Origin of the sequence: Rhodoligotrophos defluvii (assembly GCF_005281615.1) — a bacterium.
Taxonomy (GTDB): Bacteria; Pseudomonadota; Alphaproteobacteria; order Rhizobiales; family Im1; genus Rhodoligotrophos; species Rhodoligotrophos defluvii.
This window is the reverse complement of sequence record NZ_SZZM01000001.1, coordinates 1,042,350-1,056,771: the sequence shown is the minus strand read 5'-3', so window position 1 is coordinate 1,056,771 and position 14,422 is coordinate 1,042,350. Positions and strand designations below refer to the sequence as shown.

At 64.8% G+C, this 14,422-nt stretch carries 15 protein-coding genes; 9 read left to right on the top strand and 6 right to left on the bottom strand.

Annotation, left to right across the window (positions count from 1 at the left end; genetic code table 11):
* Positions 1-882, top strand: coding sequence for a non-homologous end-joining DNA ligase (ligD, locus tag E4P09_RS05060; protein WP_137388448.1), 882 nt, complete (start codon positions 1-3; stop codon positions 880-882).
* Here the strand turns inward: ligD and arsB are convergent.
* The 4 genes from arsB to E4P09_RS05040 are packed head-to-tail and all read right to left on the bottom strand — an operon-like array spanning position 877 to position 3,497.
* On the bottom strand, positions 877-1,938 hold the full coding sequence (gene arsB / locus E4P09_RS05055; RefSeq protein ID WP_137388447.1) for an ACR3 family arsenite efflux transporter: 1,062 nt from the start codon (positions 1,936-1,938) through the stop codon (positions 877-879). The two genes, ligD and arsB, sit on opposite strands and share 6 nt — an antisense overlap.
* Positions 1,939-1,945: 7 nt before the next feature.
* On the bottom strand, positions 1,946-2,473 hold the full coding sequence (locus E4P09_RS05050) for an arsenate reductase ArsC (protein WP_137388446.1): 528 nt from the start codon (positions 2,471-2,473) through the stop codon (positions 1,946-1,948).
* Positions 2,466-2,837 (bottom strand): ArsR/SmtB family transcription factor, encoded by a 372-nt coding sequence (locus tag E4P09_RS05045; protein WP_137388445.1) that lies wholly within the window; start codon positions 2,835-2,837, stop codon positions 2,466-2,468. Before E4P09_RS05045 ends, E4P09_RS05050 begins: the two co-directional genes overlap by 8 nt.
* A 60-nt stretch (positions 2,838-2,897) precedes the next feature.
* The gene (locus E4P09_RS05040) at positions 2,898-3,497 is read right to left on the bottom strand and encodes an exopolysaccharide biosynthesis protein (protein WP_137388444.1); all 600 of its coding nucleotides are present in this window, start codon (positions 3,495-3,497) and stop codon (positions 2,898-2,900) included.
* A gap of 464 nt (positions 3,498-3,961) precedes the next feature.
* Between E4P09_RS05040 and E4P09_RS05035 the strand changes: the two genes are divergently transcribed.
* The gene (locus E4P09_RS05035; protein ID WP_137388443.1) at positions 3,962-4,621 is read left to right on the top strand and encodes an exopolysaccharide biosynthesis protein; all 660 of its coding nucleotides are present in this window, start codon (positions 3,962-3,964) and stop codon (positions 4,619-4,621) included.
* Between the two features lie 80 nt (positions 4,622-4,701).
* Here E4P09_RS05035 and E4P09_RS25855 read toward each other — a convergent pair whose 3' ends face one another.
* Together E4P09_RS25855 and E4P09_RS05030 are read right to left on the bottom strand one after the other, a co-directional pair.
* Positions 4,702-4,866: a hypothetical protein gene (locus E4P09_RS25855; RefSeq protein ID WP_170984233.1), complete on the bottom strand. Its 165-nt coding sequence runs from the start codon at positions 4,864-4,866 to the stop codon at positions 4,702-4,704.
* Between the two features lie 93 nt (positions 4,867-4,959).
* The gene (locus E4P09_RS05030; RefSeq protein WP_137388442.1) at positions 4,960-5,913 is read right to left on the bottom strand and encodes a tyrosine recombinase XerC; all 954 of its coding nucleotides are present in this window, start codon (positions 5,911-5,913) and stop codon (positions 4,960-4,962) included.
* 89 nt (positions 5,914-6,002) lie between these two features.
* On the opposite strand from E4P09_RS05030, the gene E4P09_RS05025 reads away from it, so the two are divergent.
* The 7 genes from E4P09_RS05025 to E4P09_RS04995 all read left to right on the top strand — a co-directional run bounded on the left by E4P09_RS05025 (position 6,003) and on the right by E4P09_RS04995 (position 14,422).
* Positions 6,003-8,219 carry a primosomal protein N' gene (locus E4P09_RS05025; RefSeq protein ID WP_137388441.1) on the top strand — a complete coding sequence of 739 codons (2,217 nt, stop codon included), beginning with the start codon at positions 6,003-6,005 and terminating at the stop codon, positions 8,217-8,219.
* Between the two features lie 237 nt (positions 8,220-8,456).
* A complete protein-coding gene (locus tag E4P09_RS05020) occupies positions 8,457-9,017 on the top strand; it encodes a F0F1 ATP synthase subunit delta (RefSeq protein ID WP_137389247.1) in 561 nt (186 codons plus the stop codon).
* Entirely contained in the window at positions 9,017-10,549 is a 1,533-nt protein-coding gene (atpA, locus tag E4P09_RS05015; protein ID WP_137388440.1) for a F0F1 ATP synthase subunit alpha, read from the top strand. Before E4P09_RS05020 ends, atpA begins: the two co-directional genes overlap by 1 nt.
* A 53-nt stretch (positions 10,550-10,602) precedes the next feature.
* Positions 10,603-11,496, top strand: a complete 894-nt coding sequence (locus tag E4P09_RS05010) for a F0F1 ATP synthase subunit gamma (RefSeq protein WP_137388439.1) — start codon at positions 10,603-10,605, stop codon at positions 11,494-11,496.
* Between the two features lie 59 nt (positions 11,497-11,555).
* Positions 11,556-13,052 (top strand): F0F1 ATP synthase subunit beta, encoded by a 1,497-nt coding sequence (gene atpD, locus E4P09_RS05005; RefSeq protein ID WP_137388438.1) that lies wholly within the window; start codon positions 11,556-11,558, stop codon positions 13,050-13,052.
* A 43-nt stretch (positions 13,053-13,095) separates the two neighbouring features.
* A complete protein-coding gene (locus E4P09_RS05000; RefSeq protein ID WP_137388437.1) occupies positions 13,096-13,506 on the top strand; it encodes a F0F1 ATP synthase subunit epsilon in 411 nt (136 codons plus the stop codon).
* A gap of 76 nt (positions 13,507-13,582) precedes the next feature.
* A complete protein-coding gene (locus E4P09_RS04995; RefSeq protein WP_239025027.1) occupies positions 13,583-14,422 on the top strand; it encodes a ferritin-like domain-containing protein in 840 nt (279 codons plus the stop codon).

Sequence of the window (14,422 nt, the reverse complement as noted above, 5' to 3'; positions counted from 1 at the left end):
GTGGCCGTAGCGGAAGCGATCGAGGTGAATAGTGTTCGCCTCACCAGCCCCGACAAGGTGCTCTATCCCGAGCAGGGCATCACCAAGCGGGCGCTCGCGGATTATTACCTGGCGGTGGCTGACCATATCCTGCCCCATGTGGCGAAGCGGCCGATCAGCCTGGTGCGCTGTCCGACGGGCCGGCAGAAGAAGTGCTTCTTCCAGCGCCATGCGGGTTCAGGCGTTCCGGAACAGCTGCGCGAGATCGCGGTTGCCGGACACGAGGACGCGGGCGCCTATCTCTACATCACTAACCGGCAGGGGCTGATCGCGCTGGTGCAGATGGGCGTGCTGGAGATCCACCCCTGGGGTTCGCGCATCGACCGGCCGGACCGCCCGGACCGGGTGATCTTCGATCTCGACCCGGGCGAGGGCCTGGGGTTTGCCGATGTGGTGAAGGCTGCGCACGAGGTGCGCGCCGCGCTCGAACGACATGGGCTCACGGCTTTCATCAAGACCACCGGCGGCAAGGGGCTGCACGTGGTGATCCCCTTGCAGCGGCGGCATGAATGGCCGGAGGTGAAGGCGTTTGCGCGCGGTGTGGCGGAGGCCATGTCGAAGGCGGCACCGGAGCGTTATCTGCCGCGCATCTCGAAGGCGGAGCGCAAGGGCCGCATCTTCATCGATTACCTGCGCAACGACCCGACGTCTACGGCGGTCGCGCCTTACTCCACCCGGTCGCGGCTCAATGCACCGGTGTCCACGCCGCTGACCTGGGATGAGGTTACGCCCGATCTCGACCCCGGGCGCTTCACGCTGGCAACCATACCGACGCGGCTCAAGAAGCGCGGCGATCCCTGGGCCGAGATCGGCAAGAGGGCGCAGCGGCTGCCTTCATTATGAAGGGGTAGGCTTGCTCGCCGGCTTGGTGACGGCGCGGCCGCTCTCATACCAATCCTTAGACCGGTTCACCATCCAGACGACCGAGAGCATCACGGGAACCTCGATCAGCACGCCCACCACGGTGGCGAGCGCTGCGCCCGACTGGAAGCCGAACAGGCTGATGGCCGCCGCCACCGCGAGCTCGAAGAAGTTGGAGGCCCCGATCAGCGCGGATGGACCAGCCACGCAATGCTGCTCGCCGGAGATGCGGTTCAGGATGTAGGCAAGGCCGGCATTGAAATAGACCTGGATGAGGATGGGCACTGCGAGCAGCGCGATGATCAGCGGCTGACCCAGGATCTGCTCGCCTTGGAAGCCGAACAGAAGGATGAGCGTGGCGAGCAGAGCAATCAACGAGGCCGGTTGGAGACGCCGCAGCAGCCCCTGCAGCGCGGGCGCGCCGCCGGATGCGAGCACATAACGGCGCAGGATCTGAGCTGCAATCACAGGTACTACAATATAGAGCACCACCGACAGGACCAGAGTGTCCCACGGCACGGTGATGGCTGAGAGGCCGAGCAGCAGGCCGACAATAGGCGCGAAGGCGAACACCATGATGGTGTCGTTGAGGGCAACCTGGCTCAGGGTGAAGTGGGGTTCGCCCCTGGTCAGGTTGGACCATACGAACACCATGGCGGTGCAGGGGGCTGCCGCCAGAATGATCAGCCCGGCGATATAGCTGTCGATCTGCCCCGCCGGCAGATAGGGCCTGAAGAGGTATCCTATGAAGAGCCAGCCGAGCGCCGCCATGGAGAACGGCTTGACCGCCCAGTTGACCAGCAGGGTGACGCCGATGCCACGCCAGTGCTGCCTCACCTCGCCAAGGGCCGCGAAGTCCACCTTCACCAGCATGGGCACGATCATCAGCCAGACCAGCACCGCGACCGGCAGATTGACCTTGGCGATTTCGGCGGCGGCAAGCGCATGGAACAGCCCGGGTGCGAGGTGGCCCAGGGCAATGCCAGCGATGATGCAGAGGGCGACCCACAGGGTCAGCCAGCGTTCGAATAGCGACATGGTTCCTTCACGCAGCGCTTGGCTGTTTGGACGTCGAACCCTCGCCCCGGCCGATCTCCCGCAGCTTGGCGGTGAGTGCCAGCCGGTCGAGGCTGGCGATCGGCAGCGCCGTGAAGGTCGCAATGCGATTCTTCAGATAGCGGAGTGCAGCCAGAAAGGCTGCTTTCCTCTGGATCTCCGTTCCCTCGACGGCGGCCGGATCTTCGATGCCCCAATGGGCCGTCATGGGCTGACCCGGCCAGATCGGGCAAACCTCTCCGGCCGCGTTGTCGCAGACCGTGAAAACGAAATCCATGGCTGGAGCGCCTGGCGCTGCAAACTCATCCCACGATTTGGAGCGCAGGCCCTCGGTGGGATAGCCCAGATCGGTCAGCACTTGCAACGCGAGCGGATTGATTTCGCCCTTCGGTATGCTGCCTGCAGAATAGGCGCGGAACTTGCCGGCGCCGTCCTTGTTCAGGATGCTCTCGGCCAATATGGAGCGGGCGGAGTTCCCGGTGCACAGGAACAACACGTTGTAGACAGGTTTACTCATGGGCAAGCTCCCTTCGGCCTGGTTCCTCCGCTGGACAGCACGGGGCGAGGGCGGCGACGAGCGGTCTGCACACCTCGGGACGGCCGCCGCAGCAATCGTTCACGAGATAGGCTATGAGCTTCTGCACGACATCAAGGCGGGCGCGATAGATGATCGACCGGCTCTGGCGGTGCGCTTCGACGAGGCCCGCCCGGGCGAGGATGGCAAGATGGGTCGACATGGTATTGTGCGGCACCGAAAGCCGGCGAGCGATTTCGCCGGCTGGCATACCGGTCGGCTCCCGTGCCACCAGCAGGCGAAAGACTTCAAGCCGGGTGGGCTGCGCCAGGGCGGCAAAGGCGGTGATGGCATGTTCTGTGTCCATATGTCGAGAATGCCAGACGTATAGACATAAGGCAAGGCCGAACAGCCACCAGGCGGATGCTCAGCCCGTTACGCGGTGATACAACTGGAGCAGGAAGTCGCCCAGCGCGACGAGACCGCCAAACAGCAGGATTGACCCGATCAGCCCCGCAGCGACCAGCAAGCCGTCTCGCTGCAACATGCCGAAGGCGATGGTGGCGAGGCATACGGCCGGCGGCAGATTGCCGAAGGGTATGGGCAAAGCGATGATGATGGCCAGGGCCAGGCAGAAGAGCCCGAGCACCCTTTCCATGCTGGTCCATGCCAGCCAGCGCGGGCGCGAAATCTTCTCGATACGCTCCAGAATGGGGATGGCCTTGGCAACGGCCATGCGCAGCAGGCGGCTCGGCATCTTGCGGCGGAGAATTCCAGGCGGCAGTCCGCGCTGCGACCCGAAGATCACCAGGTGTCCGGAAATCAGCACGAGAGGTATGGCGAGGATGGCCGACACGCCGGCCACCGGGAGGGGCAGGGCTTCGGGTAGCGCGAACAGGAAAAGGCCGAGGCCGTGAGCGCGGCTGCGGACCGGGTCCAGCATGTCGCCCACCGTGATCTTCTCGCCCTTGGCGCGCTGAACAAGGCTGCTTAGGAGTTCTGAGATTTTCGGCGGGTTGCCTTCCATTTGCGCTCCGTTGTGAAGCTTTCGTAGTGAAATGCTAAGGCCTCTCAAAATCGCGAGTATCCTCGGTTGCAGATATCGGGCATCATCAATCGTCCCGCGGGTGGCGTCGGAATTGAGACCTATGACCGTAAGATGCTCGCGGGAATGGTTCGTAGGGCATGCTGCCCCAAACGAGGAGATGGAATGCTGGTCGCCTCAACCGGGTTGCGCACCGTAGCATGTCATCCCACATGGGACGGAAACTGTCTGCGCCGTGATCGCATGCGGCTTACGTCAAGGCGGCTCGTCAGACAAAGCTCGGGATGGTGGGTAATCTTTCGGACAAGCTATCTTTCCTGGTGGCGGTGTGCCAAAGCACTGCCGTTTGGGCATCGGCAACCCTTCTGATGCGATGTTCCAAAGACCCGGTGTGCCGCAGCCTCGCCGGCCCGCAACAGTAACCCCGTCCACATTGTGCAGGTTGCATGGCCTCTGACGATCCGACCACCAGCGCTTTTCTTGGCTCAAGGGCCGCGCCGAAGGAGGGCCGCAAGCTTTCCGAGGTTCTCAGCGACATCGCCGCGGACCACAGCCGCGAGCGCATCTCGGTCGGCGACCTGCTGACGGCCATGCACGACAGGGCGCTCGCCGCCCTCTTGTTCATTTTCGCGCTACCGAACGTGATACCCACGCCGCCTGGTACATCGTCGGTGCTCGGTGTTCCCCTGATCTTCCTTGCCGCTCAGCTCATGCTGGGCTTGCGTCCGTGGCTGCCGAAGGTCATCACCAAACGCTCGATGGCGCGCAGCGACTTCGCGGCCCTCATCACGCGGGCTTCTCCTTGGCTCGCCAAGGCCGAGCGCCTGCTTCGCCCCAGGTTGGGCCTGTTCGCTCACCCGCCGGCGGAGTATTTTATCGGCGCGGTGTGCTTCTTGCTGACCATCATCCTGTTCCTGCCGATCCCGCTGGGCAACATGCTGCCCGCCCTGGCGATCTGCCTGTTGTCGCTCGGGATTCTCGAGCGGGATGGGGTGTGGACCCTGATCGGCCTGGGGACGGCGGTCGGCGCCGTGGCGCTGGTCTGGGGTGTTCTTTACGCGCTGATCAAGAGCGCGCTGTTCATTCTGGCAAAGGCTTTCGCTTGATCTCTCGGCCGGCGGCCGACACGAAAGAGCCGATCATGGCAAGGCATGACCGGCTCGAGGCTGCATGTCGTCTCTTTTTGCTATTGCTTGGTCGAGGGGGCCGGCGCAGGGGCGGCCGGCGGCACCTCGGCGACCGTCATCGGTGCGGATGTGGTCTGTACGCTCTTGTATGTACAAGCCTGAGCGCCGGCCGCGAAAGCAACGGCCGACACGGCTAGTGCCAGGGTGAGGATGCTCGCTTTCATTGCGTCTCTCCATATCGTCTGGACACGCCCAGACTAGCACGGACACATGGGGATGAACAAAGCGATGGGCTTCACGGTTGCGCGAGGCGACGCTCAGGCGCGCGGATGCGCTGCCTGGTACTGCTTGAGCAGGTGGGCGCGATCGACCTCCGTATAGACCTGGGTCGTCGACAGGCTCGCGTGCCCGAGCAGCTCTTGGATGGAGCGCAGATCGGCCCCGGCGCTCAGGAGATGCGTGGCAAAGGAATGCCGCAGGGCATGGGGGGTGGCCGTCTCCGGCAGGCCAAGGGCGCCGCGCAGCCGTTCCATGAGGCGCTGGATGATGCGCGGGTTGAGGCGCGCGCCCTTCACGCCGACGAAGAGCGGCCCATCCAGCACGGCTGCGAACGGGCACAGCGACAGGTATTCGGCAATGGCGATCTGTACCACCGGCAGCACCGGTACGATGCGGGTCTTGTTGCCTTTGCCGGTGATGGTCAGCACGTCCTGGCCCGGCTTCGGCGCCTCACGGCGCGAGAGGGCGAGCGCTTCGGAGATGCGCAGGCCACAGCCGTAGAGCAGGGTGAGGATGGCCACATCCCGGGCTTTCACCCAAGGTGGGGTGCTTTCGTCATACTGCCTTCCCTCGTCCGATATCAGGCGCTTGGCGGCATCTGCGGTCAGCGGCTTCGGTACGGCATGGGGTATTTTCGGGGAGCGGATTGCCGCGAGCGCAGGATTGTGCAGCACGCTTTTGCGGTCCATAAAGCGGTAGAGACCGCGTATCGCGGAGAGTTGCCGGGCAAGGCTGCGGCTTTCCACACCCTCCCGGCGCCGGGCGGCGAGGAAGGCGCGAAAATCGGCCGGCCGCAGGGCAGCGAGATCCTTGAGCGATGCAGGTCCGCCGAGATGGTGGGCGAGAAAGGCCAGGAACTGCCTGACATCGCGGCGGTAGGCTTCCAGCGTCTTGGGGGATGCGCGTTTCTCAGCCTGGACATAGGCGAACCAGGCGGCGACTTCCTGTGCTGCATCGGGCGCAGCAATGATGGCCTCGGCTGGCGCTAGCATTTCGGCAACCCCACTTGTCGCGCAGAACGGACGGTCGCCACACCATGACCGGATTGCCTTAACGGCGTGTTGCCATCAGTTTGAGCCTCATGCCTGCACGGGCCCTGGACCGATTCGAAGAGAGCGACGCTACGGCTGCCGCGCAGCGCGTGGTCGATGTTCTGCTGCCGCTCGCGCTGCCCGGTGCTTACTCCTATCTGGTGCCGCCGCATCTCGACGTCGGTCCCGGCGACTATGTCCGGGTGCCGCTCGGCCCCCGAGATACGATCGGCATCGTCTGGACGGAGCCCCGCAGGCTCGGCGCGGTGCCGAGCGGCCCCAAGCTGCGCCCGGTGCGGGAGAAATACGACGCTCCGCCGCTCAAGGACCTGCAGCGCCGGTTCATCGAATGGGTGGCGGCCTATAACCTCGTGCCTGCCGGCCTCGTGCTGCGCATGTGCCTGCGGGTGCCGGCGGCCTTGGGCGACCCGCGGATGCAGACCGGCTATCGCTGGACGGGGATCCAGCCGGAGCGGCTGACACCGCAGCGGGCGCGGGTGCTGGAACTCGCCTCGGACGGACTGATCTGGCGGGCGAGCGAGCTGGCGGAAGCGGCAGGGGTCACCAGCGCGGTGGTGCGCGGATTGGTGGAGGCTGGGGCGCTCGTGCCGCACCATTTTCCGGCAGACCGGCCGTTCGAGGTGCCCCACATACAGCCGCATCGCGGCCTGTCGAACGAGCAGGCGCAAGCTGCGCAGGCCTTGCGGGCCGCCGTGGCGGAGCGGGCCTTCTCGGTCACCCTGCTGGACGGCGTGACCGGCTCCGGCAAGACGGAGGTCTATTGCGAAGCTATTGCCGCAACCCTGGCCGCCGACCGGCAGGTGCTGGTGCTCCTGCCCGAGATCGCGCTGACAGCGGGCTTCATCCGCCGGCTCAAGGATCGTTTCGGCGCAGCTCCGGCCGAGTGGCATTCCGCGCTGAAGTCGACCGAGCGCGAACGGGTGTGGCGCGGCGTGGCCAATGGCACCGCGAAAATCGTGCTCGGCGCGCGCTCAGCTCTGTTCCTGCCGTTCGACCGGCTCGGCCTGATCGTGGTCGATGAAGAGCACGAGGCCGCGTTCAAGCAGGAGGAGGGGGTCACCTATCATGCGCGCGACATGGCCGTGGCCTATGGCTCGCTCGGCAAATTTCCGGTGATCCTGTCGTCGGCGACACCGTCACTGGAGTCGCTGGTGAACGTGGATCGCGGCCGTTATCGACATGTGACGCTCTCGGCCCGCCACGGCGATGCACAGCTGCCCAGCATCGACTTGATCGACATGCGTTCAAGTCCGGTGGAACGCGGCCGGTGGATATCCGAGCCGCTTGTTGCCGAGGTGGTACGCACGCTCCAGGAAGGCGAACAGGCGCTTCTGTTCCTCAACCGGCGCGGTTATGCGCCGCTGACCCTGTGCCGGGCCTGCGGCCATCGGCTGCAGTGCCCGAACTGCGAGACATGGCTGGTGGAGCATCGCTTCCGGCGGCAGCTGCAATGCCATCATTGCGGCCATGTGGCGCCGGTGCCTCATGTCTGTCCGGCCTGCAACGCAGAAAACTCGCTTGTGCCGTGCGGGCCAGGCATCGAGCGCCTGGCGGAGGAGGTGGCCGAGCGGTTTCCCGGCGCCCGAATTGCCCTCCTGTCGAGCGACCTGGTGCGGGGGGCATTCCTGCGCGAGATCTTCCGGGACGTGGCAGAGCGGCGCTACGACATCGTGATCGGCACTCAGCTTGTGGCCAAGGGCCATCATTTCCCTGGGCTCACCCTGGTGGGCGTCATCGATGCGGACCTGGTGCTGGGCAATGCGGACCCGCGGGCGGCCGAGCGCACCTATCAACTCCTGTCGCAGGTGGCGGGGCGGGCCGGACGCGAGAGCCTGCCGGGCCGCGCGTTCATCCAGACATACATGCCCGACCATCCGCTCATGCGGGCCCTGGCTTCGGGGGACGAGGCCGCGTTCCTCGCCCAGGAGAAGCGGCAGCGCGAGCAGGCGAAGATGCCGCCATATGGCCGCCTCGCCGCCTTGATCATTTCGGGCCGCGACCAGCTCGAGACCGAGCGGTTCGCCCGGGAGCTCGGCCGACGCGTTCCTGCTGCCAAAGGCGGCCAGGTGTTCGGACCCTCGCCCGCCCCGATCGCCCTCATCCGCGGCCGCTACCGTTTCCGGTTGCTGGTGCAGGCGGAGCGCGACTTCAACATTCAGGGGTTTATTGCCGCATGGCTGAATGGGATTCAGCCCCGCGGGTCGCTGCGGATCGACATCGATATTGATCCGTATAGCTTCCTTTGAGCCGCCTCTGCGCTGCTGCGCCGGCCGCTTTTGCGCGCGGCGGCCATATTTTGCGACAATCAGGCGCCTCCGCCGCGTTGCCAGCGCCATCTTCCTGTGTTAGATGGAGCCCGTTTAGGGGGAACGCTCAGCTACTCGCCTGTTCCTCACTGAATTTATCTCGCTAAATCAATCCGTTGGCTTCGTGCTAATGAGAATGCGCGATCCAGCCGGAGTTTTGTGAAGAGACAGGTCAAGGTGGCGGCAACGCGTTCGACAGTTGAAGGCATGCCGGGGCGGTACGCAACCGCCCTGTTCGAACTCGCGCTTTCGGAGGGCGCGTTGGACAAGGTGGGGGCCGATCTCGACCAGTTCGCCGCGCTTGTTGCCGACTCCCCCGATCTTCAGCGCCTCGTCCGCAGCCCCGTCTTCACGCCGGACGAGCAGATGCGGGCCATCACGGCGGTTCTCAGCGCGGCCAACATCACCGGGCTTGCGGCGAACTTCATTGCGCTCGCCGCCCGCAATCGCCGGCTGTTCGCCATCGGCGAGATGATTTCCGCCTACAAGAAGCTCCTGGCTGCGCACCGCGGCGAGGAGACGGCCCAGGTGACTTCGGCCGAGCCGCTGACCGCCGATCAGATCGATCGGATCAGGCAGGCGCTGCAGACCGCCGTGGGGCGTGACGTTCAAGTGGACACCAAGGTGGAGCCTTCTATCCTCGGCGGCCTGGTGGTCAAGGTCGGCAGCCGCATGATTGACGGCTCGCTGCGCACGAAACTGCAGAATCTTCGTATCGCCATGAGAGAGGTTGGGTGATGGATATCCGTCCGGCGGAAATTTCCGCGATCCTCAAGGAGCAGATCAAGAACTTCGGCCGCGAGGCGGAGGTCTCCGAGGTCGGCCAGGTCCTGTCGGTCGGTGACGGCATCGCCCGCGTCTACGGCCTGGACAATGTTCAGGCCGGCGAAATGGTCGAGTTCGCCAACGGCACCCGGGGCATGGCCCTGAACCTGGAAGTGGACAATGTCGGCGTGGTGATCTTCGGTTCCGACCGCGAGATCAAGGAAGGCGACGTGGTCAAGCGCACGGGCGCCATCGTCGAGGTGCCGGTGGGCAAGGGCTTGCTCGGCCGCGTGGTCGACGCCCTGGGCAACCCGATCGACGGCAAGGGGCCGATCGTCAGCAGCGAGCGCCGGCGCGTGGACGTGAAGGCGCCGGGCATCATCCCGCGCAAGTCGGTGCATGAGCCCATGCAGACCGGCATCAAGGCCATCGACGCGCTGATCCCGATCGGCCGCGGCCAGCGCGAGCTGATCATCGGCGACCGCCAGACCGGCAAGACCGCGATCATCGTCGACACCATCCTCAACCAGAAGACGGTCAATGCCACGGGCGACGAGAAGCAGAAGCTCTACTGCGTCTATGTGGCCTGCGGGCAGAAGCGGTCCACCGTGGCGCAGCTGGTGAAGACGCTGGAGGAGAACGGCGCGCTGGAATATTCGGTGGTCGTTGCCGCCACGGCGTCCGACCCGGCGCCGATGCAGTATCTTGCGCCCTATACGGGCTGCACCATCGGCGAGTACTTCCGCGACAACGGCATGCACGCGCTGCTGGCCTATGACGACCTGTCGAAGCAGGCGGTCGCCTATCGCCAGATGTCGCTGCTGCTACGCCGTCCGCCGGGGCGCGAGGCCTATCCGGGCGACGTGTTCTACCTGCATTCCCGCCTGCTCGAGCGCGCGGCGAAGCTGAACGACGATTATGGTGCGGGCTCGCTGACGGCGCTGCCGGTGGTGGAAACGCAGGCCAACGACGTGTCGGCCTATATCCCGACCAACGTGATCTCGATCACCGACGGGCAGATCTTCCTCGAGACCGACCTGTTCTATCAGGGCATCCGGCCGGCCGTGAATGTGGGCCTCTCGGTGTCGCGCGTGGGTTCGGCCGCCCAGATCAAGGCCATGAAGCAGGTGGCCGGCCGCATCAAGGGCGAGCTTGCCCAGTATCGCGAAATGGCCGCCTTCGCCCAGTTCGGCTCCGATCTCGATGCCGCGACCCAGCGTCTGTTGGCCCGTGGCGCGCGCCTGACGGAGCTTCTGAAGCAGCCACAGTTCTCGCCGCTGGCGGTCGAGGAGCAGGTGGTCGTGATCTACGCGGGCGTGAACGGCTATCTGGACCGGCTGCCGGTCAGCAAGGTGCGTGCCTTCGAGGAGGAATTGCTGCGCATCATGCACGACAGGCATCAGGATATTCTCGACACGATCCGGACGGAGAAGGAACTGAGCCCCGCTACAGCGGATAAGCTGAAAGCAGCGGTGGACAGCTTCGCCAAGGCCTTCGCCGCCTGAGCCTGACGCGGGTTAGCGATCCTGTTGAAGACCGAGCAGAGGAAAGCGGCTGAATGCCGAGCTTGAAGGACCTCAGAAACCGGATCTCCAGCGTCCGCTCGACGCAGAAGATCACCAAGGCGATGCAGATGGTCGCCGCCGCCAAGCTGCGCCGGGCGCAGGAGGCAGCCGAGGCGGCGCGGCCCTATGCCGAGCGGATGGAGGCGGTCCTGGCGAACCTGGCCAGCGGTATCAATGCCGATGGTGCCGCGCCACGGTTGCTGACCGGAACCGGCCGCGACCAGGTGCATCTGCTGATCGTGATGACCGCGGAGCGCGGCCTGTGCGGCGGGTTCAACTCCAATATCGCCAAGCTCGCCCGCGACCATGCCTTTCAGCTGATCAATCAGGGCAAGACAGTCAAGATCCTCTGCGTCGGCCGCAAGGGGCGCGATGCGTTGCGCCGCACCCTTGGCCAGCAGATCCTCGATACGATCGAGTTCCGCAGTGTCCGCCGCATCGGGTTCGGCGAGGCCCAGCTCGTCAGCCGCAAGGTGTTCGAGATGTTCGACGCGGGCGAATTCGACGTCGCGACCCTGTTCTATTCGAACTTCAAGAACGTGATGACGCAGAAGCCGACGGCGGTGCAGCTGATCCCGGCGCGGATTGATGCCGTGGCCGCCGCCGATGCGCCGAAGCTCGATCTCGGCGGGGCGATCTATGAATACGAGCCCGAGGAAACCGAGATCCTGGACGAGCTCCTGCCGCGCAACGTCTCGGTTCAGATCTTCCGGGCGCTGCTCGAGAATGCTGCGGGCGAGCAGGGCGCGCGCATGTCGGCGATGGATGCGGCCACCCGCAACGCCGGCGAAATGATCGACAAGCTGACGCTGAACTACAACCGCACCCGTCAGGCGATGATCACCAAGGAGCTTATCGAAATCATCTCGGGCGCCGAGGCTGTGTGACGCGGCCGCATGGGCCGGCAGCTTCCGCGTGCGACACTGGATCAAGCAGGGATTGACCGATGACCACCACCACGACCGCCACACCGACGACCACGAAGAGGGCCACTCGGGTAAGGCCCGCCGAAGCCAAGCAGCCGAACAATCCGATCGGCCGGATCCGTCAGGTTACGGGCGCGGTCGTCGACGTTCAGTTCGATGACCACCTGCCCGAGATCCTGAACGCGCTCGAGACCAAGAACGGCGACAATCGTCTGGTGCTCGAGGTGGCGCAGCATCTGGGCGAGAACACGGTGCGTTCGATCGCCATGGACTCGACCGAAGGCTTGGTGCGCGGCCAGGACGTGGTGGATACCGGCGCGCCGATCTCGGTTCCGGTGGGCCCTGGCACCCTGGGCCGGATCATGAACGTGATCGGCGAGCCGGTCGATCAGGCCGGGCCGGTGCCGCACCAGGAAACGCGTTCGATCCACCAGCCGGCGCCCGAATTCGTCGACCAATCGACGGAAGCGGAAATCCTGATCACCGGCATCAAGGTGGTGGACCTGCTCGCACCTTACGCAAAGGGCGGCAAGATCGGCCTGTTCGGCGGTGCCGGCGTGGGCAAGACCGTGCTCATTCAGGAGCTCATCAACAACATCGCCAAGGCCCATGGCGGCTATTCGGTGTTCGCCGGGGTTGGCGAGCGTACGCGCGAGGGCAATGATCTCTATCACGAGTTCATCGAGTCCGGCGTGAACAAGAAGGGCGGTGGCGAAGGCTCCAAGTGCGCACTCGTCTATGGCCAGATGAACGAGCCGCCCGGCGCGCGCGCCCGGGTTGGCCTCACCGGCCTCACCGTCGCCGAATATTTCCGCGACCAGGGACAGGACGTGCTGTTCTTCGTGGACAACATCTTCCGCTTCACTCAGGCGGGCTCGGAAGTGTCGGCGCTGCTGGGCCGTATTCCCTCAGCGGTGGGCTATCAGCCGACGCTTGCAACCGACATGGGCGCCCTGCAGGAGCGCATCACCACCACCACGAAGGGCTCGATCACCTCGGTGCAGGCGATCTACGTGCCCGCGGACGATTTGACCGACCCGGCGCCCGCGACATCCTTCGCCCATTTGGACGCGACCACCGTGCTGTCGCGCTCGATTGCGGAAAAGGGCATCTATCCGGCGGTCGACCCGCTGGATTCAACCTCGCGCATGCTGGATCCGCGCATCATCGGCGAGGAGCACTACACCGTTGCCCGCCGGGTGCAGGAGATTCTCCAGCGCTACAAGGCGCTGCAGGACATCATCGCCATTCTGGGCATGGACGAGCTGTCGGAAGAGGACAAGCTGGTGGTCTCGCGCGCCCGCAAGATCGAGCGCTTCCTGTCGCAGCCGTTCCATGTGGCTGAGGTGTTCACCGGTGCGCCGGGCAAGTTCGTGAACCTGGAAGACACGATCAAAGGCTTTGCCGGCCTGTGCGAGGGCAAGTACGACCACCTGCCGGAAGCGGCCTTCTACATGGTGGGCACCATCGAGGAAGCGGTGGAGAAGGCGCAGAAGCTGGCGGCCGAGGCAGCCTGAGGCCAACGCAATCTAGAGCGTTTTCGCAAGGGGTCGCCACTTCATGGCTGAGCTGCTTCACTTCGAACTCGTATCGCCGGAGCGCCTCCTGTTCTCCGGTGATGTCGAGCAGGTAACCATTCCCGGCGGCGAGGGCGAGATGACCGTGCTCGTGCGCCATGCGCCGCTGATCACCACGCTGAAGCCGGGCCTGTTGGCGGTGCGCCGGGAGGGCGGGTCAGAGGATCGTATCTTCGTGCGCGGCGGCTTCGCGGAGGTCAACCCACAGGGTTTGACGGTGCTCGCCGAGGAGGCGATCCCGCTGGCCGAGCTGGATCGGGCCTCCTTCGCCCAACGCATCAAAGATGCCGAGGAAGACGTGGCTGATGCCACCGATGACGAGAAGCGGCGCAAGGCACAAGAGACGCTTGATCATCTGCGGCAAGTGGAAGCTGCGCTGACGGCTCCGGTATAATAAGCTCGTTCACGAATCGCGGGGTCGGATGCCGCGCTTTGCCTTGCGGCATCTGCGGGCGTGGAGGTGCTTTGCCATGCATGGCGGCCATGGAACCATGCGGTGGACCTTGGACCGGATCAACTGGGGCGCGTTCGATGCCAGCAAGGTCGATCCGGAAATCCTCAAGGCGGTAAAGGCGGCGGCGCTGGTCGAGTTCAATGCGCCGGACTATGTGAGCTATCTCCGCAACGTCTTTCACGACGACGAGACCGTTCAGCAGAACATCGAGCAATGGGGCCGAGAGGAGGCACAGCATGGCCGGGCGCTTGCGGCCTGGGCCAAGCTGGCCGACCCGAGCTTCGATTTCGAAGGCTCTTTCGAGCGGTTCCGGAAAATCCAGAGCATCGACACGACGGCGCAGGAATCACGGCGAGGCTCCAAGGCCGGTGAGATGATCGCGCGCTGCGTGGTCGAGAGCGGCACGTCCTCGTTCTATACCGCGATCAAGGACCGCACGGACGAGCCCTGCCTCAAGCAGATTGTCACCTTCATGGCGGCGGATGAGTTCGCCCACTACCGCTGTTTCTACGAGATCTACAAGAAATACGAATCGGAGCTGCCGGGCAGGCTGGGGCGGCTCAAGGTGGCGGTCGGCCGGGTGAATGAGGCGGATGACGACGAACTGGCGGGTGCCTATTACTGCGCCAATTACCCTGCAGACAGCGATACGCCCTATCACCGCAAGACCTTTGCGGATGCCTATCAGAAGCGGGCGATGGGCGTCTACCAGCGCCAGCACATGGATCGGCTGATCTCCATGGTGGCCAAGGCGGGCGGATTGGATCCGCACGGCTTCATCACCACCAAGATCCAGGCAGTGGCCTGGTGGTATATGTCACGGCACCAGCGGCGGTTGGCCAGGACTGCTGTATAG

What these genes read in the sequence shown, in the direction of transcription:
- arsB (WP_137388447.1), bottom strand. Translation starts at nt 1,938, where the DNA reads ATGTCGCTATTCGAACGCTGGCTGACCCTGTGGGTCGCCCTCTGCATC.
- E4P09_RS05050 (WP_137388446.1), bottom strand. Translation starts at nt 2,473, where the DNA reads ATGAGTAAACCTGTCTACAACGTGTTGTTCCTGTGCACCGGGAACTCC.
- E4P09_RS05045 (WP_137388445.1), bottom strand. Translation starts at nt 2,837, where the DNA reads ATGGACACAGAACATGCCATCACCGCCTTTGCCGCCCTGGCGCAGCCC.
- E4P09_RS05040 (WP_137388444.1), bottom strand. Translation starts at nt 3,497, where the DNA reads ATGGAAGGCAACCCGCCGAAAATCTCAGAACTCCTAAGCAGCCTTGTT.
- E4P09_RS05035 (WP_137388443.1), top strand. Translation starts at nt 3,962, where the DNA reads ATGGCCTCTGACGATCCGACCACCAGCGCTTTTCTTGGCTCAAGGGCC.
- E4P09_RS25855 (WP_170984233.1), bottom strand. Translation starts at nt 4,866, where the DNA reads ATGAAAGCGAGCATCCTCACCCTGGCACTAGCCGTGTCGGCCGTTGCT.
- E4P09_RS05030 (WP_137388442.1), bottom strand. Translation starts at nt 5,913, where the DNA reads ATGCTAGCGCCAGCCGAGGCCATCATTGCTGCGCCCGATGCAGCACAG.
- E4P09_RS05025 (WP_137388441.1), top strand. Translation starts at nt 6,003, where the DNA reads ATGCCTGCACGGGCCCTGGACCGATTCGAAGAGAGCGACGCTACGGCT.
- atpA (WP_137388440.1), top strand. Translation starts at nt 9,017, where the DNA reads ATGGATATCCGTCCGGCGGAAATTTCCGCGATCCTCAAGGAGCAGATC.
- E4P09_RS05010 (WP_137388439.1), top strand. Translation starts at nt 10,603, where the DNA reads ATGCCGAGCTTGAAGGACCTCAGAAACCGGATCTCCAGCGTCCGCTCG.
- atpD (WP_137388438.1), top strand. Translation starts at nt 11,556, where the DNA reads ATGACCACCACCACGACCGCCACACCGACGACCACGAAGAGGGCCACT.
- E4P09_RS05000 (WP_137388437.1), top strand. Translation starts at nt 13,096, where the DNA reads ATGGCTGAGCTGCTTCACTTCGAACTCGTATCGCCGGAGCGCCTCCTG.
- E4P09_RS04995 (WP_239025027.1), top strand. Translation starts at nt 13,583, where the DNA reads ATGCATGGCGGCCATGGAACCATGCGGTGGACCTTGGACCGGATCAAC.